17 protein-coding genes are annotated in these 16,959 nt (G+C 69.5%); 6 read left to right on the forward strand and 11 right to left on the reverse strand.

Annotation, left to right across the window (positions count from 1 at the left end):
- Positions 1–186 precede the first annotated feature (186 nt).
- Positions 187–999: an RIO1 family regulatory kinase/ATPase domain-containing protein gene (locus tag ACQE3L_RS11195; protein WP_426963872.1), complete on the forward strand. Its 813-nt coding sequence runs from the start codon at positions 187–189 to the stop codon at positions 997–999.
- A gap of 87 nt (positions 1,000–1,086) precedes the next feature.
- Here the strand turns inward: ACQE3L_RS11195 and ACQE3L_RS11200 are convergent, their stop codons facing one another.
- From ACQE3L_RS11200 to ACQE3L_RS11220, 5 genes are all read right to left on the reverse strand, one after another.
- A complete protein-coding gene (locus tag ACQE3L_RS11200) occupies positions 1,087–1,776 on the reverse strand; it encodes an ABC transporter ATP-binding protein (RefSeq protein ID WP_426963896.1) in 690 nt (229 codons plus the stop codon).
- A 65-nt stretch (positions 1,777–1,841) separates the two neighbouring features.
- Positions 1,842–2,636 carry an ABC transporter ATP-binding protein gene (locus ACQE3L_RS11205; RefSeq protein ID WP_426963874.1) on the reverse strand — a complete coding sequence of 265 codons (795 nt, stop codon included), beginning with the start codon at positions 2,634–2,636 and terminating at the stop codon, positions 1,842–1,844.
- Entirely contained in the window at positions 2,629–3,810 is a 1,182-nt protein-coding gene (locus ACQE3L_RS11210; protein ID WP_426963875.1) for a branched-chain amino acid ABC transporter permease, read from the reverse strand. Before ACQE3L_RS11210 ends, ACQE3L_RS11205 begins: the two co-directional genes overlap by 8 nt.
- 1 nt (position 3,811) lies before the next feature.
- Complete coding sequence (locus ACQE3L_RS11215) at positions 3,812–4,738, reverse strand: branched-chain amino acid ABC transporter permease (RefSeq protein ID WP_426963877.1); 927 nt, start codon at positions 4,736–4,738, stop codon at positions 3,812–3,814.
- Positions 4,739–4,747: 9 nt separating this feature from the next.
- Positions 4,748–6,028 (reverse strand): ABC transporter substrate-binding protein, encoded by a 1,281-nt coding sequence (locus ACQE3L_RS11220; protein ID WP_426963878.1) that lies wholly within the window; start codon positions 6,026–6,028, stop codon positions 4,748–4,750.
- Between the two features lie 195 nt (positions 6,029–6,223).
- On the opposite strand from ACQE3L_RS11220, the gene ACQE3L_RS11225 reads away from it, so the two are divergent.
- On the forward strand, positions 6,224–7,066 hold the full coding sequence (locus ACQE3L_RS11225) for a proline dehydrogenase family protein (protein ID WP_426963879.1): 843 nt from the start codon (positions 6,224–6,226) through the stop codon (positions 7,064–7,066).
- Between the two features lie 32 nt (positions 7,067–7,098).
- Here the strand turns inward: ACQE3L_RS11225 and ACQE3L_RS11230 are convergent, their stop codons facing one another.
- The gene (locus tag ACQE3L_RS11230; RefSeq protein ID WP_426963880.1) at positions 7,099–7,836 is read right to left on the reverse strand and encodes a helix-turn-helix domain-containing protein; all 738 of its coding nucleotides are present in this window, start codon (positions 7,834–7,836) and stop codon (positions 7,099–7,101) included.
- A gap of 89 nt (positions 7,837–7,925) precedes the next feature.
- On the opposite strand from ACQE3L_RS11230, the gene ACQE3L_RS11235 reads away from it, so the two are divergent.
- Positions 7,926–9,446 carry an aldehyde dehydrogenase family protein gene (locus ACQE3L_RS11235; RefSeq protein WP_426963882.1) on the forward strand — a complete coding sequence of 507 codons (1,521 nt, stop codon included), beginning with the start codon at positions 7,926–7,928 and terminating at the stop codon, positions 9,444–9,446.
- 732 nt (positions 9,447–10,178) lie between these two features.
- Here ACQE3L_RS11235 and ACQE3L_RS11240 read toward each other — a convergent pair.
- The 4 genes from ACQE3L_RS11240 to ACQE3L_RS11255 form a co-directional block, all read right to left on the reverse strand.
- The gene (locus ACQE3L_RS11240; protein ID WP_426963883.1) at positions 10,179–10,988 is read right to left on the reverse strand and encodes a carbon-nitrogen family hydrolase; all 810 of its coding nucleotides are present in this window, start codon (positions 10,986–10,988) and stop codon (positions 10,179–10,181) included.
- Positions 10,988–11,467, reverse strand: coding sequence for an SRPBCC family protein (locus ACQE3L_RS11245; RefSeq protein ID WP_426963885.1), 480 nt, complete (start codon positions 11,465–11,467; stop codon positions 10,988–10,990). Before ACQE3L_RS11245 ends, ACQE3L_RS11240 begins: the two co-directional genes overlap by 1 nt.
- A 76-nt stretch (positions 11,468–11,543) precedes the next feature.
- Complete coding sequence (locus tag ACQE3L_RS11250; RefSeq protein WP_058366816.1) at positions 11,544–11,768, reverse strand: DUF7123 family protein; 225 nt, start codon at positions 11,766–11,768, stop codon at positions 11,544–11,546.
- Between the two features lie 75 nt (positions 11,769–11,843).
- Positions 11,844–12,026, reverse strand: coding sequence for a DUF7525 family protein (locus tag ACQE3L_RS11255; protein ID WP_426963886.1), 183 nt, complete (start codon positions 12,024–12,026; stop codon positions 11,844–11,846).
- Positions 12,027–12,218: 192 nt separating this feature from the next.
- Here ACQE3L_RS11255 and ACQE3L_RS11260 point away from each other — a divergent pair, with 192 nt between their 5' ends.
- The 3 genes from ACQE3L_RS11260 to ACQE3L_RS11270 all read left to right on the forward strand — a co-directional run bounded on the left by ACQE3L_RS11260 (position 12,219) and on the right by ACQE3L_RS11270 (position 15,123).
- On the forward strand, positions 12,219–13,406 hold the full coding sequence (locus ACQE3L_RS11260; RefSeq protein ID WP_426963887.1) for an LEA/WHy family protein: 1,188 nt from the start codon (positions 12,219–12,221) through the stop codon (positions 13,404–13,406).
- A 111-nt stretch (positions 13,407–13,517) separates the two neighbouring features.
- Complete coding sequence (locus tag ACQE3L_RS11265) at positions 13,518–14,465, forward strand: DUF7096 domain-containing protein (RefSeq protein WP_426963888.1); 948 nt, start codon at positions 13,518–13,520, stop codon at positions 14,463–14,465.
- A gap of 304 nt (positions 14,466–14,769) precedes the next feature.
- Positions 14,770–15,123, forward strand: coding sequence for a DUF7528 family protein (locus ACQE3L_RS11270; protein WP_426963889.1), 354 nt, complete (start codon positions 14,770–14,772; stop codon positions 15,121–15,123).
- Positions 15,124–15,140: 17 nt separating this feature from the next.
- On the opposite strand, the gene ACQE3L_RS11275 is transcribed toward ACQE3L_RS11270, so the two are convergent.
- Positions 15,141–16,169, reverse strand: a complete 1,029-nt coding sequence (locus ACQE3L_RS11275) for a PhoU domain-containing protein (RefSeq protein ID WP_426963890.1) — start codon at positions 16,167–16,169, stop codon at positions 15,141–15,143.
- Positions 16,170–16,959: the final 790 nt, after the last annotated feature.

The following is a 16,959-nucleotide window of genomic DNA, read 5'->3' on the forward strand; positions in this document are numbered from 1 at the left end:
GGGATCGGAAGCGGCTCCGGTTGGAGCGCGGACTGAAGCATGAGCGACCCTTGTGCGGGCCGGCGCTTAACGTTTTAGTCTTCGGCCAGTGGCGGGTCCGCGGGAGGCGGCGTCGCCCGGTCCGTTCCGCCTCGCGTCGCCCCCAGCGAGAGGGTTTATCAGCGCGGCGGCCGTTCCCGGAGACAGATGGAGCTCCGCCGGCTCGTGCGCGGGACGGTCGACTGGCCCGACCTGGAGCGGGTCGTCCGCGAGCTGGCGGCTCGCTACGACCGCGAGGAGGTCCGTGTCGAGTTTCTCGACGCGGACAACTGGCTCTCGACGCCGCTGGTGCTCGACGACGACCTCTTCGTGAAGGTGATCACGCCGCAGAACACGCTCGTCCACGCGCTGTTCACGACCGGCAGAAATCTGGGGGCGTTCTCGGCCGGCACGGAGGGGTTCTTCCAGCGGTTCGACTCCCCCTACGAGATGGCCCAACACGAGCTGGAGGCGACGCGCCGGATGCGCGAGTTGGGGGTCAACGCGCCGGAGCCGGTCGAGGCCCTGGAGGTCGGGGAGTTCGGCGTGCTCGTGCTGGAGTACCTCCCCGAGTTCCGCACGCTGGACGAGTTGGACCGCGAGCGGGAGGCCGCGCTAGCCCCCGAGCTGTTCGGCACGCTCCGCACGCTCCACGACGCCGGCCTCGCGCACGGCGACCTCCGCGCCGAGAACGTCCTGATCCGCGGCGACGACCTCTACTTCATCGACGCGACGAGCGTCGACCAGGAGGCGGGCCGCGAGAGCGCGACCGCGTACGACCTCGCGAGCGCGATGGCGGCGCTGGAGCCGCTGATCGGCGCCCCCCAAACCGTCGCCGCCGCGTCGGAGTGGTACGAGTCGGAGGAACTCCTCGCCGCACAGCGCTTCTTCGACTTCGTCGCCATCCGGCCGGACCACGAGTTCGACGCCGCGGCGCTGAAGGGCGAGGTCGAGAAGCGCGCGAGCGGCATCGAGCAGTAGGGCGGGTCGAAAAACGCAGCGAAGGTCGTCGAGCGTCGGCGACCCCGCGACAGCACCGAGGTTGCCTGCCGAGTTTGGTCGCCGGGTTTAGCCGCCGAGGTACAGCTCCGACACCTCGTCGTCGGCCAGCAGCTCCTCGCCGGTCCCCTCGAACCGGACCGTCCCCTGGTCGAGGACGTAGCCGCGGTCGGCGATGTCGAGCCCCTTCGTCACGTTCTGCTCGACCATCAGGATCGCCGTATCCATGTCGTTGACCTGCTGGACGTTCTCGAACACGTCGTCGGCGGTGTTGGGCGCGAGGCCGGCCGAGGGCTCGTCGATGAGCAGCACGTCCGGCTCCATCACGAGCGCGCGGGCGAACGCGAGCACCTGCCGCTGGCCGCCCGAGAGCGTGCGCGCCTTCGCGGTCCGCTTCTCGTCGAGGATCGGGAACCGCTCGTAGAGCCGGGCGATGACGTCGTCGAGCCCCTCCTCGCGGGCGACGCCGCCCATGCGGAGGTTCTCGTCGATCGAGAGCGAGCCGAACACGTTGTCGGTCTGCGGGACGTAGCCGATCCCCTCGCGGACGATCTCCTCGGGGGCCATCCCGCCGATCTCGCGGCCGTGGTAGGTGACGGTCCCGGTCCACGGCTCCAGCATGCCGAACGCCGTCTTGAGGACGGTCGACTTCCCGGCGCCGTTCGGACCGACGAGACAGACGATCTCGCCGGCGTCGAGGTGCAGGGAGAGGTCGTCGAGCACCTGCACCTCGCCGTAGCCGCTGTCGACCGCCGACAGCGCGAGGACGGTCTCTCCGGCCGCGTCCGACGGTTCCGCTTCCGCCGCGACGTCCGGGGCGTCGCTCACGCGCCACCCCCCAGATACGCCTCGATGACGCGCTCGTCGTTTCTGACCTCCTCGGGGGTCCCCTCGGTGAGGACGCTCCCCTGGTCTAAGACGATCACCGGGTCGGCGAGGTTCATGACGAACTCCATGTCGTGTTCGATCAGCAGGAACGTGGTGCCCTGCTCGTTGAGGCGGCGGATCTGCGCTTCCAGTTTCTTCGCGAGCGTCGGGTTGACGCCCGCGACCGGCTCGTCGAGCAGGAGGATCTCCGGCTCGGCGAGCATCGCCCGCGCCAGCTCGACCAACTTCATCTGGCCGCCGGAGATGTCGGTCGCGGGCTGCGTGGCGAGGTGGTCGATCTCGAACTCCTCGAGGATGCGCTGGGCGTCCGCGAGGTTCTTCGACTCCGCCTCGCCCACGCTGCCGGGCGAGGTGAAAAGCGAGAGGAACGACTCGCCGGGCTGGTTCCGCGGCCCGACCAGCATCGCCTCGCGGACGGTCATCCCCTCCAGTTTCCGGGGCGTCTGGAACGTCCGGATCAGGCCGCGCTCGGCGACCTGATACGGCTCCATTCCGGTCACGTCGGTCTCGCCGACCGTCACGGTGCCGCCGTCCGGCTCGTAGAACCCGGAGATCAGGTTGAAGATCGTGGACTTGCCGGCGCCGTTCGGGCCGATCAGGCCGGTGATCGTCCCGCGCTCGACCTCGAAGGTCGCGTGGTCGGTCGCCTGGAGCCCCCCGAACGACTTCTGGAGGTCGTCGACGCGCAACACCACGTCCTCTTTCGGGAGCAGCTCGGGGTTCTCACTCATCGGACTCACCGCCCTTCCGCTCGCGAACGCCGGTGTCGGGGCGCTCCGGCGCGCGCTCGCCCTCGACGGCGCTCGGCCAGATCAGCTCCCGCTGCGGCGGGAGGATCCCCTGCGGCCGGAACCGCATCACGACGACGATCAGCAGGCCGATCAGCAGGAGCCGCAGCGGCGCGGCGTCGACCGCGATCGGCAGGTCGCCCATGAACCGGGTCCCCTCGCGGATCGCGACGACGACGATGCCGCCGAACAGGGCGCCGCGGTTGGAGCCGCTGCCGCCGAGGATGACCGCGACCCAGACGTAGAACGTCGTGATCGGGTCTAGGTCCCCCGGCCCCACGTAGAGGTTGAGGTGGGCGTAGAAGACGCCCGCCAGCGCCATGATCAGGCTGCCGAGCACGAACGACTGCATCTTGAACGAGTAGGTGTTCTTCCCGAGCGCCCGCGCGAGGTCCTCGTCCGACCGGATCGTCCGGAGGACGCGTCCCCACGGCGAGCGGTGCGCGCGGCGCAACACGAGGTACGCGATGGCCGCGAACGCCACCACCAGCAGGACGTTCAGACACGCCTGCCAGAACGGCGTCTCGAGCAGGACGGGCGAGCCCGGGATCACCTCGATCCGCAGTCCGGGCATCGCCTCGGGGAACGTACCCAGCACCGGCCAGCCGTCGAAGAAGCCCGGGATGCCGCGAAGCCCCGCGCTCCCGTTCGTCCACTGGCGCTCGTTGAGCACAACGAGCCGCACGACCTCCGCGAGGCCGAGCGAGGCGATCGCGAGGTAGTCGGCGCGAAGCCGGAGCGTCGGGATGCCGATCAACAGCGCCAGCACGAGGGCGACGACGAGCGCGGTCGCCAGTCCGGCGAGCGGCGAGAAGCCGCCCGCGACCGGCGAGGAGTCCGCGGTCATCAGTGCGGTCCCGTACGCGCCGACGCCGAAGAAGGCGGCGACGCTGAAGTTGATCAGGCCGGTGAACCCCCACTGGGCGTTCAGCCCGAACGAGAGCAGCCCGTACATCCCCGCCAGCCCGACGAGGAACATGAAGTACGACGCGCCGAGTCTGCCGGTCAGGAGCGCGACGAACAGGAACGCCGCGAACGCGAGGCTCACGACGAGCACGCCCTTCTCCGGCGTCGTGAGGTCCGCCCAGTAGCCGGCGGGGTCGTCGAGGAGGCTCATTTCAGGTGGCCTCCCCGGCGATGCCGTTGGGACGGACGAGCAGGACTGCCACCATGATCAGGAACGCGACCGCGTTGGCGTACTCGATGCCGACCGACGGGACGAGCGGGAGCGCGTCCGTGAGGTCGGAGACGAGCGGCATCATCTGGTTGATCATTCCGATCAGGAACCCGCCGAGCATGGCGCCGTAGACGGAGCCGATCCCGCCGAGGATCACCGCGGCGAAGATCACTAGAAGCAGGTTGAAGCCCATCCGCGGCGAGAGCTGGTTGAACAGGCCGAGGAAGACCCCGCCCGCGCCCGCGAGGCCGGCTCCGATAACCCACATCCACAGCGTCACCCGCCGCGTGCGGATGCCGCTGACGCGGGCCAGGTCGGGGTTGTCCGCCATCGCGCGCATCTTGCGCCCCAGGTCCGTGTACTGCAACAGGACGTGGAGCCCGGTCACGAGCACGGCCGCGGAGACGACGATGGCCACGTCGTGTTGGGTCACCCGGATCCCGTAGGGAATGAGCCACTCGATCGGCGGGAGCGTCCCCACGCCGAACCGGGTGAAGTCCGCGCCGAAGCGGATCTGGATGACGGCGCGGTAGATGAACGCGATCCCGATCGACGTGATCAGCAGGCCGATCGAGTCGGTGTCGATCGACTCGTAGACCAGTTTCTCCGTGGCCACCGCCACGACCGCGGCCGCGGCGATGCCGACCAGCAGCGCGAGGAAGAAGCCGTACGGGAGCCCCAGGACCGCCCCGCCGAGGCCGCCGACGGCCCCGAAGGTGACGAACGACGCGTAGGCGCCGACCGTCATGGTGTCGCCGTGCGCGAAGTTGGCGAAGTCGGCGATGCTGTACACCAGCGACAGGCCGATGCTCCCGAGCACGATGATGCTCGAGAAGACGAGCCCGTTCGCCAGGTATTCGAGGACCATCGGAGGGGGTTAGCCTTCGATGAAGCCGACGCCCTCGTAGGCGTGGTCCTGTACTTCGAGGATCTGCAGGAAGCCGACGGGGTCCCCGTTCTCGTCGAAGTCGATGGGACCGCTGACGCCCTGGTAGTCCACGTCGTCGGGACCGCCGCCGTCGGCGAGGATCTCGCTCGCGGCCTCGAAGGACGTGACCGTTTCGCCCTCCGGACCGGAGACGCGCCGGACCGTGTCCTGGAGCGCCGCCCCGGTGAACTCGTCGGCCGCCTGGATCGCCAGCGCCGCGTTGACGACGCAGTCGTAGGCGTACGCGGCCCACGCGGTCGGCTCCTGGTCGTACTCGTTCTGGAACTCGTCGGCGAACTGCTGGTAGTTCTCCTCCTCGACGGGCGCGGAGGGGACGACGATCTTCATCCCGTCCATGCTCCCCTCGGGGGTGTTCTCCAGCACGTTGTCGCCGGAGACGGAGTCGGCGCCGTAGAACTGCGCCTCGTAGCCGGAGGAGACGACCTCGTTGACCATCGTCGCGAACTCCGCCTGGTAGGTGATGAACAGCCACGCGTCCGCGCCGGAGTCGTTCATCTCCGAGATGACGCCGGAGTAGGACTGCTGTTCCTGGTCGTGGGGGCTGTTGTACGCCACGTCGCCGCCCCACGCGTCGACGAACGCGTCCGTGAGGCTCTGTCCGTAGTCGTTGTTGACGTAGGTGATCGCCACCTCGTCGTAGCCGTCCTCGTCGATGAGGTTCGAGAGCGCGAGCGACTGCGCGCGGCCGGACGGCGACATCCGGAGCAGCCCCGGGAAGTCGGTGAGGTTCAGCCCCGTGGAGTTCTGGCTCAGCTGCACCACGTCGGTGCCCTGCACGACGCTCTCGTAGATGGCCAGCGAGACGCCGGAGCCGACGGCGCCGATCAGGAACGGCACGCCGTCCTGGTTGACGAGCTTCTGGGCGGCCGCGATGCCGCCCTGGTTCTCGCTCTCGGAGTCCTCGACGGTGATCGACAGCTCGCGGCCGTCGATCCCCACGTCGTTGACCGCCGCGAGCGCGAGGTCCTTCCCACGCTGGTTGCGCTCGCCGAACGCCGACAGCGAACCGGTCAGCGAGTCGACCATCCCGATCTCGTAGGGACCGGTCTCCCCGCCGCCACCGCCCTCCGTGGCGGTGTCCTCGCCGCCGTTCCCGTCCTCGGTCTCGGTGCTTCCCTCGTCGTCGGTCGTGCTGACGCAGCCCGCGAGCGCGGCGATCCCCGCGCCGCCGGTGGCCTTCAGCAGCGTTCTCCGGTCGGTGATGTCCATGTTACTTTGTGACATGCGTGTTCACGTAATTCCGTTGGATTGGGGGTGGGTCAACCCACACCCTCCCATGGTCGGCTTTCGCCTATCTCCCCGCCATCTCCGGCATATATTGCCGCAACTATTGTGTTCGGTTATCGGAGAGCGAAAGAATTGGTCGGGTACCCACCTATGCGCGTAGGGAGGTGACGCTCATTCATGATCCCACCGATCGCGAACGACTTCGTCGCCGGGGAAACGCCGGAGGCGGCGCTCGCGCACGTCGACGAGATCAATGCTCGCGGCGTCGCCGGCATCCTGAACCTGCTCGGCGAGCACTACGACGAGCGGCCGCCCGCGGACGCCGACGCGGACGCGTACGTCGCCCTCGTGGAGGCCATCGCCGACCGCGGGACCGACGCCTGCGTCTCGGTCAAGCCGAGCCAGATCGGACTGGACGTGGGCGACGCCGTCTTCGAGGAGAACCTCGCCCGGATCGTCGCGGCGGCCGACGCGGCCGGCGTCTTCGTCTGGATCGACATGGAGGACCACGAGACGACCGACGTGACGCTCGACGCCTTCGAGCGCCACGCCCGCGAGACCGACGGGGGCGTCGGCGTCTGCGTGCAGGCCAACCTGAAGCGCACCCGCGAGGACCTCGATCGCCTCGCGGAGCTGCCGGGGAAAGTGCGACTGGTGAAGGGGGCCTACGACGAGCCGGGCGAGATCGCCTACCGCGAGAAGCGTCGCGTCGACGAGGCGTACCGCGAGGACCTCGCGTTCATGTTCGAGGCGTTCGACGACGGCGTCGCGGTCGGGAGCCACGACCCCGCGATGATCGAGCACGCGCGGGAACTGCACGCCGAGTTCGGCACGCCCTACGAGGTGCAGATGCTGATGGGCGTCCGCGAATCCGCGCAGTTCGACCTCGCGGCGAACGAGGACGTGACGGTCTATCAGTACGCCCCCTACGGCGACAAGTGGTTCTCCTACTTCTACCGGCGGATCCGCGAGCGGAAGTCGAACGCGCTGTTCGCGCTACGGGCGATCCTGGGCAACTGACCGGGCGCGTCGGCTCCCCGTCCGCGCCGGCCTCAGGGGTCGAGCAGCTTCGACTCGGCCTTTCGGAGGTGTTCCAGCAGGGTGGTCTTGGAGACGTCCAGGTCGTCGGCCAGCTCCCGGGTCGAGGCGCCCCGCGGCCACTCGTAGTACCCCTCCTCGCGCGCGTGCTCGTACACGTCACGCTGGGTCGGCGTGAGCGTGTCGAGGCGCTGCTCGCGGGCGGTGGTCCCGGCGCTGCCGCTCGCGGAGACCGACTCGACGGTCACCTCCGCGCCGGACGCTTCGCGGACGGCGTCGAGCGAGTCGCGGATCTCGGCGCGCTCGCCGACGTAACACACCTGCCACTCCTCGCTCCCGCCCTCGATCCGGACGGGGGCGCTGTGAACGAACCCGTGTTCCAGCAGCGTCGGACACATCATGTCCGCGGGGTCGTACTCCAGGAAGAACTCGCGGACGACGTTGCCCGGTGCGTTTCGCGCGCGGCCGAACCGTTCCTGTAACTCGAGCAGGTCGCCGGCTCGGTCCGAGGCGCGGATCGCGTCGAGCAGCTCCTCGACCTCCTCCTGTGAGTCGCCGAAGGCGGTGAACAGGCCGTTGACCGACTGCGGCGCGTCCGCGTCGGTCTTCGGGGAGTTGTAGATCGCGTGAGCCAGCACGCCCCCGCTCGTTCGCTCGGTCGCTTCGATCGCCCAGCAGTTGGGGTGCCAGAGGTCGAGCGTCAGGCGCGTTCCCGACGCCGCCTCGGCCCCACCCGTCTCGAAGGTCGACATGCGGATCCGTCTACGAGCTTCGACAACAAGAACCTACCCTCCCATGGTCGGGAGGGATCGTTAACTGGTCGGGCGACACAGATCGATCCATGCCGGACGTATTCGAGCACTACATCGACGGCGAATGGGTTTCGGGCGAGGGCGACGAGACGTTCACGAGCGAGAACCCGGCGACGGGGGAGACGCTCGGCGAGTTCCAGCGCGGGACGCCCGCGGACGTCGAGCGCGCGACCGCGGCGGCCGACGAGGCCTTCGAGGAGTGGCGCGAGCTCTCCCGGATCCAGCGCGCGGAGTACCTCTGGGACGTGTACCACGAGCTCCGCGAGCGCACCGACGAGCTCGGCGAGATCGTCACCAAGGAGTGCGGCAAGGAGATCAGCGAGGGGAAAGCCGACGTGGTCGAGGCCGCGCACATGGTCGAGTGGGCCGCAGGCGACGCCCGACACCCGAAGGGCGACATCGTCCCCTCGGAGATCCCCTCGAAGGACGCCTACATGCGACGGAAGCCGCGGGGCGTCGTGGGCTGTATCACGCCGTGGAACTTCCCGGTCGCCATCCCCTACTGGCACATGGCCATCGCGCTGGTCGAGGGGAACACCGTGGTGTTCAAGCCCGCCGAGCAGACGCCGTGGTGCGCCCAGATCATCGCGGAGATGTTCGCGGACGCGGGCATCCCGGACGGCGTCTTCAACATGGTGCAGGGCTTCGGCGACGCCGGCAACGCGATCGTGGAGTCCGACGACGTGGGAACGGTGCTGTTCACCGGCTCCGCGGAGGTCGGCCACAAGATCCAGGACAAGCTCGGCGGCGTCGCCGGCAAGCGCGTCGCCTGCGAGATGGGCGGCAAGAACGCCATCGTCGTCACCGACGAGGCGGACCTCGACGTGGCGGTCCACTCCGCCGTGATGTCGAGCTTCAAGACCACGGGGCAGCGCTGCGTCTCCTCCGAGCGCCTCATCGTCCACACGGACGTCTACGACGAGTTCAAGGAGCGGTTCGTGGAGGTCGCCGCGAACGTGGCGGTCGACGACCCGCTCGACGAGAACACGTTCATGGGCCCGCTCATCGAGGAGGAGCACGTCGAGAAGGTCAAGCAGTACAACCAGCTCGCCCGCGACGAGGACGTGAACGTGCTTGTCGACCGCGAGGAGCTCGACGACTCGGAGATCCCGGACGGCCACGAGGACGGCAACTGGGTCGGGCCGTTCGTCTACGAGGCGGACGCGCACGCGGACCTGCGCTGCACCCACGAGGAGGTGTTCGGCCCCCACGTCGCCCTCCTCGAGTACGACGGCGACATCGAGGAGGCCGTTGCGATCCAGAACGACACCGACTACGGGCTCGCGGGCGCCATCATCTCCGAGGACTACCGGCAGATCAACTACTACCGCGACCACGCCGAACTCGGGCTGGCGTACGGCAACCTCCCCTGCATCGGGGCCGAGGTCCAGCTCCCGTTCGGCGGCGTGAAGAAGTCGGGCAACGGCTACCCCTCCGCCCGGGAGGCCATCGAGGCCGTCACCGACCGCACCGCGTGGACCCTCAACAACTCGAAGGACATCGAGATGGCGCAGGGCCTCTCCGCGGACATCAAGACGAAGGACGACTGAGGCGGTCGCGCCTCGCGGTCGGAAGAGCGGCGGATCACGGCGGACTGCCCGCCCGGCCGTTTTTTGAACCCGGTTGCGGACGGACGCGTTTCTGAACCGGTTGCGAACGGACTTTTGACCCCGACTGCGGACCGACGGGTTTCTGAATCCGGTCGCGAAGCCGGTCGCCCGTCCGCCGCGCTCGCCAGGGGGGTACGTCGGGTCACGGCCGCGCTCCTCGGAGCGGCGACGAGTGCCTTCGGAACGGCCAGAAAACGGGGCGGGGCTCGGGTGGTGTGGGTGTGGGTGGCTGAGCCCCATTCCCGGTGCGCGAGCGGCGTGGGTGGGTACCGGTCACCCCTCGAGGGGGGCCGGCGGACGCGCTCGCGACGACTCGATCTGGCGGCGGCCCCCTGATAAATGACCGGCTCGGATTATCGGTTCTGAAAACTCGCACCGTGGCTCCCCCCGCTATCGAGGCGGGAGGCGGGGAAACGCGACGCGGAGCGAGGCGCTACGGGACGAGAAACGACGAGAGGCGGAGCGAGGGACGACGCCAGCGGTCGGGCGCGTCGCGGCGGACCCCCATTGCGCGACGCGGGCGGCGTCGTCCCGGGCGTCGGGACGGGCGTGGATCGAGTTGTACCGACCTTCCGACGAGAAAAGCGTCGAAAGCTCGGCATCGAACCGTACGCCGTTCTCTCGGATAAATGTACGCAATCGGGGCGGGATGGCCGCGTTCGGAGCCGTCGCTCAGAGCCGGCGGTCGCGCAGCGCTGGGAACTCCTCGCGGACCGCGGCGACGCGGCCGGGGTCGACCTCGGCGAACACCGTCCGCGGGTCGTCGGCGGCGGACGCGAGGGTCGTCCCCCAGGGGTCGTACACCGTCGTCCGGCCGAGCAACTCCGCGTCGTCGAAGCTTCCGCTCCCGTTGATGGCGGCGACGTACGCGAGGTTCTCGATGGCGCGGGCCCGCGGCAGCGTGCGCCAGTGTTCGACCCGGGGGTAGGGCCACGCGCTCGGGACCAGCACGAGGTCGACGCCCTGATCGACGAATTCGCGGTAGAGCGCCGGGAACCGCAGGTCGTAGCAGGTGCTCACGCCGACCCGGAGCCCGGCGACCTCCGCGGTTTCGACGCGCTCGCCGGGGACCAGCAGGTCCGTCTCGGCGGAGTCGTAGCCGAACAGGTGGTGCTTCCGGTAGACGAGGCGGCGCTCGCCGTCGGCGTCGAACAGCACCGCGGTGTTCGCGAGCCCGGCGTCTGCCGGCACCTCGATCCCGTCGGCGGCTGAGGCCTCGAGGTCCTCGACGACGGTCCCCGCGAGGAGAGCCACGTCGTGTTCGGCCGCCCGCTCCGCGAACCGCGCGAGCTTCGGGCCGTCGAGGCTCTCGGCGGCGCGGGCGTACGAGTCGAACGCGAAGTACCCCACGTCGAACAGCTCCGGCAGCGCGACCAGGTCCGCGCCGCGTTCGGCGGCGTCGTCGATCGCCGTCAGCGCGCGGTCGAGGTTGCCCTGCACGTCGCCGCCCTCGACGGACAGCTGGACGCAGGCGAGTCGCATCAGTCGCCCCCCGCTCCCCCGCTCCCGCGCGCTTCCGACTCGGCCTCCGCGTCCTCGATCCGCGCGTCGGCGTGAAGCGCCGCCTCGAGGTTGTCCAGTTCCTTCTCGAAGTTGCGCTTGAAGAACTTCTCGACGCCCGGGATCTCTCCCTCGACGACGAACTCGTTCGTGAGGCGACAGCCGCCGTCGGCGGTCTCCTCGATGGTGTGTTCGCCGGTGACTCGGAGCGCGCGGGACTTGCCGACGAACTTCACCCGGTGGGGCGGTTCGCGTTCGATTTCGGTCGTCTCGACCGGGACCGTGGAGTCGAGAAACGGGATCGGCAGCGAGACCTGCCACGTCGCGTTGCGCTCGTCGTGGACCTCGTAGGAGTCGACGACGCTTATCGCGCTGGCCCGCTTGCCGGGGTCGCTGATGAACGCCCAGACGTCGGCGGGATCGGCGTCGAACTCGAAGGTCCGCGAGACACGGACGGTCATGGCGCGAGATACGCCGGGGGGTCTCAAAAAGGGCGGGTTCCCGGCGGCCGTGGTCGGTTTGCCGAGACGCCGTCGGTCAGCCCTGCGTGACGCGCCAGGTGGTCGACTTGGCGCGGCCCCACTTCTCGATCTCGACCTCGTCGGTCTTCTCGGCGAGGTTGGGGAGGCGGACGCCGACCTGTTTCGCCGTCAGGCCGATGGCGTTCGCGATGGTCTTCGAGCGGACGTACCGCTCGCCACGGGCGGCGCTGTCCCGGAGGTACGCGAGGATGCGCCGTTCCTCTTCCGTGTAGTCGGTCATTGGCGGGAGATAAGGACGGTCCAGCCTTACGGCTTCCGGTCGATCCATTGACCGAGCGAAACCGCGCCCGGTCTGTTAGTCGAACGCCTGGAACGCCGCGACGGAGACGACGGCCGCGACCATCGCGCCGCCGAAGCCCCACGCGGTGCCGATCTGTGTCGGTGCGCCGAACATCGCGACCGCGCCCACGAGCGTGATCGCCGCGAACGCCAGCCCGATGCCGAGCCCCTTGTCGGACTCGATGGATCCCTCGCTCATACCCGAACCTTCCCGGGGCCGTACTTAGTTCATTCGACCCCGGAGGACTGCGGCGGCCGCTCCGCGCGCCGACCGAGTCCGGCATGCGCGACGGCGACCCTCCGCGATCGGTCTGGGCTGTCCCCCGTTCCGACGTATCACGCCATCAAGAGGACGGGATGGCGTTTTATGTCTCGCCCGTGTCCGACCGGTATGGCACTCGGCGGCATCACGAGTCTGGGAACGGGGAAGCTGGCGATACTCGCCCTGCTCGGCGTCGGCGTGACGCTCGGCGGCGCGTTCGCGGTCGGCGTCATCGGCGCGCCGAGCGTCGTCGGCGTCGACAACGGCTTCGGCGACGTGACCGAGGAGACGACGGTGATCGAGACGAACCTGACGGTGAACAACCCGAACCCGCTCGGGGTGCGCCTCGGCGGGCTGACGATCGACTACGAGGTGCTGTTGAACGACGTCTCGATGGCGCAGGGCGTCCGCGAGGGCGTCCCCCTCGAATCGGGCAACTCCACGGTCGCGTTCACGACGGAGATGTCCAACGAGAAGATCCCGGCGTGGTGGGTGAGCCACCTCCGGAACGACGAGCACACGACGCTGTCGGTGAACGCGGACGTCCACTCCTCGCTTCTCAACCGGTCGTTCGAGGCGCCCGCGGTCGAGCGGTCGATAAACACCAGCCTCATTTCGGCGTTCAACTCCGACGAGGAGCGCGAGGTGAACGCCGACACGACCGGCGTCGAGGACCCGGTGCTCATCGTCCGCGAGACGCGCGGCGAGTGGGGAAGCGTCTCCGAAGAGACGACGGAGGTTCGGATGGCGTTCGACGTGTACAACCCGCGGGAGTACCCCGTGGCGATCAGCAACGTCGGCTACGACGTGGCGATGAACAACGTCTCGATGGGCGGCGGCGAGACGAACGACTCCGTGGTCATCCCGCCGGGCGGGACGGAGACGCTCGAGGTGACCTTCGAGTTGACCAACGAGAACCTCGACGAGTGGTGGGTGAGCCACCTACAGAACGACCAGGTGACCACGCTGACCGCCGACTTCTACCTCCGCGTCGACCTCTCCGACGTGGGCGCCGGCACGACCGAGGTCCCGCTGGACACCATGGAGCAGACCATCGAGACGGACATCTTCGGCGAGGGCGGTGGTGACGGGACTGGCGGCGGGACCGACGACGGGACGAGCGACGACGGGAGCACGACCGAGGAGCCGACGGACGACGGAACGACCGAGACGGAGGGCGACGCGGCGACGGAGACGGCCACGCCGACGGAGACCGCGACGGAGACCGAGAGCGGCACCACGGAGACCGAGACGGATGACGGCGGCGGCCTCCTCGACGACCTCGACGCGTCCGACGCGGCGGCCGCCGGTGCGTAGCCGGCCGGCCGCGCCCGGTCGAGGATCGCCCCGCAGTCACCCGGTTTAACTCGGCTTAATCCGGGCTCAGGGACCTGACCGTATAAGGCGACGAGCCGCCTTCCTCCAGTCATGAAGCGAAGCATCCTCGCCGTCCTGCTGGCGGTCGCAGTCCTCGCGGGCGCGGGCCCGGTCGCCGCGCTCGCGGGGAACGCGGTCGGGCAGGCGGAGGGTACCGAGACCGACGGAGCCGGGAATGAGAGCGACGGCGTCGCGCCGGGCGAACAGTTCGGCGGCAGCGTGAGCGTCTCCGAGGCGGAACTCGAGGGCGAACTCGACGTTCGCGCGTTCGACCGGCGCGTCGCCGAGGCGCCCGACGACGACGCACGAGCCGCGGTCGTCGCCGGCGCGGTCAACGGGACCGCCGAGCGCCTCGCGGAGCTGCGCGAGCGACGGAACGAGCTGCGCGAGCGCCACGAGAACGGCACGATGAGCGAGGGCGAGTACCGCGTCCGGACGGCCCGCCTCGCGGCGGAGCTATCGACGGCCGAACGGGTGGCGAACCGGAGCGCGGCGGTCGCCGACGGGCTCCCGAACGAGACGCTCGCCGCCAACGGCGTCGACGCGGAGCGGATCGAGACGCTCCGATCCGAGGCCCGCGACCTGCGCGGCGGCGAAGTGGCCGAGATCGCCCGGGGGATCGCCGGCGCGAACGCCGGCGGATCGCCCGGCTCGCCGCCCGCCGACCGCGGGCCCGCCGACCGCGGGCCCGCCGGCACCCCCGGAGCGCCCGGGGAAGCGGGCGGCGGCGACGACCGGCCGGGCAACGAGGCGCGGAACGGTTCCACCTCCGGCGGCGCCGGAACGGCGGACGGAGCGGGCGACGACGGAGCCGCGAACGGCACCTCCGAGGAGTCGGACCGCTCGGGGACGGACGGGTCTGACGACTCGACGGAGGACGGGTCGACTGACGACGGGTCGACTGACGACGGGTCGGCGGACGGCACCTCGGACGACGGAGAGACCACGACGGCGGACACCGAACCGACTGACGACGGCGCCGACACCGAGTCCCGGTGACGCGGCCGGTTTCCGCCGTGGCCCCCGACCTCCCGCGCCGGTAGGGTTTTGAGGTACCCGAGCGAACCCCCTCGCATGCACCGGAGTACCCACGCTCCTGATCGAGTTCTCGGACGGTGAGACCGATTCCGACGCGGCCGGCGGCGATCCCGGCGACGGGACTGCCGACGCGGCCGGCGGCGCCGTAGAGGGCGAACGCGCACTTTCTGCGGACGACCGACAGGCCGACCGGGCCGCTGTCGACGCCTCGCTCGCGGCGGACGGGCGCACGGTCGCGGTCCGGCTTCCCGACGGGGAACACGAGTTGCGCAGGGCGGACGCCGCCGCCCTGCGCGACGCGCTCGGGGACGCCCTCACAGCCCGCCGCGAGTTCTTCAGGACGGTCGGGCGTCACCGTGAGGACGGGCGCTACGTGGTCGCTCGCCGCGGTGCCGACTCGGCGGGAAACGAGAAGGTGTTCGCGGACTTCGCGGCCCTGCGACGGCTCTACGACCGCCTGCCCGCGGAGTTCTCCGCGGAGGAGGTGAGTCGGGCCGGAATCACCGGATCGCGGCGCCACATGGTGGTGCGCCACGTCGCCGAGCATCCGGCGTTCGACTGCGAGGTCGTCTCGCGGAGCCCGTTACGCGCGAAGAAAACGGAGGACGGCGGGCCGTAGTCGCGACGGCTCGACGACTACGTGATCTCGACGTGCTCGGACTCCTCGTTGAGCGCGAGGTTCGCGGCGATCTCCGCGTTCCGCATGGCGTATTCGGCGGTGTGCTGGAGGCTCACGAGCACCTCGCGGACGCGCAGGAGGTCCTCGTTGTCCATCTCGGGCAGGTCGTCGAGGATCTCCGTCTCGTTGGTGCTGAGCTCGTTGAACAGCACGCGGCACTCGACGGTGATGTCGTAGTCACGCTCGACGACCGCGCGCACGGCCATCTCGGTCAGCTCGTCGACCTGGTCGGTGAACTCGCGGATGCGCCGCATCGTCGCCTGGTCGATGTCGAGGGTGTGGCCCTCGGTCTCCATGACGATCTCGGCGATGTCCTCGGCGTTGTCGGCCGTGAGCTCGAGGTTCTTCGCGACCGACCGGTAGCCGATCAGGGGGAAGCCCTCCTCCAGCCCCACGGCGCGCGCGAGGTTGGGGTTCTGGTAGGCGGTGAAGATCAGCCGGAGCATGAGGACGAAGATCTTGTTCGCCTGCCGCTCGCGGTTGAGCGCGCGCTGCGCGAGGTCGGTGTTCCCGTGTGCGAGCGCCTTCACGGCCTCGCCGCGCATCGTGGAGCCGGTGTTCTCCAGCCGCTCCATCAGGTTGTCGAGGGTGAAGTCCTCCGGGTCGACAGAGCACCGGATAGCGATGCTCTCCGGCGTCTCCTCGATGACGCCGAGGCCCATCAACTGCGTCTCGGCCTTGTAGACGGCGTTGATGTGGTCGCTCGCGAGCGGCCCGTCGCTCTCGACGTGGATGATGCGCCGCCCGAGGACGTACTGCGCCACGATGGCGCGTTCGAGCGCGCTCGCGTCGAGGTTGTCCGCGTGGATGACCGCCTCCGACTCCTCGGTGCTGGCCGACTCGGAGAGGACGGTGAGCGTCCCCTTGCCGCCCATCCGAAGCGAGACCTCGTCGCCCTTGTCGACGCCGTGTTCCTTGGCCCACTCCGCCGGCAGCGTCATCGCCAGCGTCGAGGGACCCAGCCGCTGGACCTTACGGGTTTCCATGGCAGGGGATAGCGCGCTGTTGACCTTAACCCTATCCCTATGTGCATTATATATTCGATCAATGTACAAGGTTCTTGACCGGCGTTCTCGAGGGAGTATCCGTCCCGTCGCCCTGCATCCATTACCCCCGCGGTAGATGCCGATACTGAGTGTTACAGACCGATTCAGAAGTTTTGTTTTTCTGAAATTCGCGGCGGTGCGGTGCTGTGCGGTCGCGGAGCGGTGCGGTTGCGGTGCTGTGCTGTCGGCGCGCGCCGCGGCGACCGCGACGCGCGTCGCCGCGACCGCGCGAGGGAGGCGGCGGCGCGGCCGCCTGCTGTGCGGTTCGCGGCCGCGCCGCCGCCGAGGTTGGGGAGGTGCGAGGCCTGCGGTGCGGTCGCGGGGCGGGGCTGTGCGGGGTGGGGCTGAAAGGGGCAGCCGGCTCGATCCCGCCCGAACGACGCTCTCGCGAGCCTGCCGAGCGAGAGTCAGCAAGTCGCAGCCCGGACCCGTCCGTCGGGCTGTGCCGAGAGACGCAACGGAACGCCCGGACCGTCTTGCCAGACAAGCACCGCAGCGGGCGGTGTCTCCAGCGTCGCCGTGAGCGCGGTGCGGAGCGAACGGCGGCTCGAAAATCTCCGATTTTCGGCGCGCTACTGCACGCTGGAGGCTCGCGAGACGCGGTTTGTCTCGCCAAGCGGAGAGCGAGGAGCGCAGCGAGGGTCCCGCGAGCTTGCCGAGTGGGACGACGGCAGTCGCAGCCCGGCAGCCCGCTACTGCAGGCAGCCCGGACCGTCTGCCGGAACCCGGC

The sequence above is a fragment of the Haloparvum alkalitolerans genome (assembly GCF_050122995.1).
Taxonomy (GTDB): Archaea; Halobacteriota; Halobacteria; order Halobacteriales; family Haloferacaceae; genus Haloparvum; species Haloparvum alkalitolerans.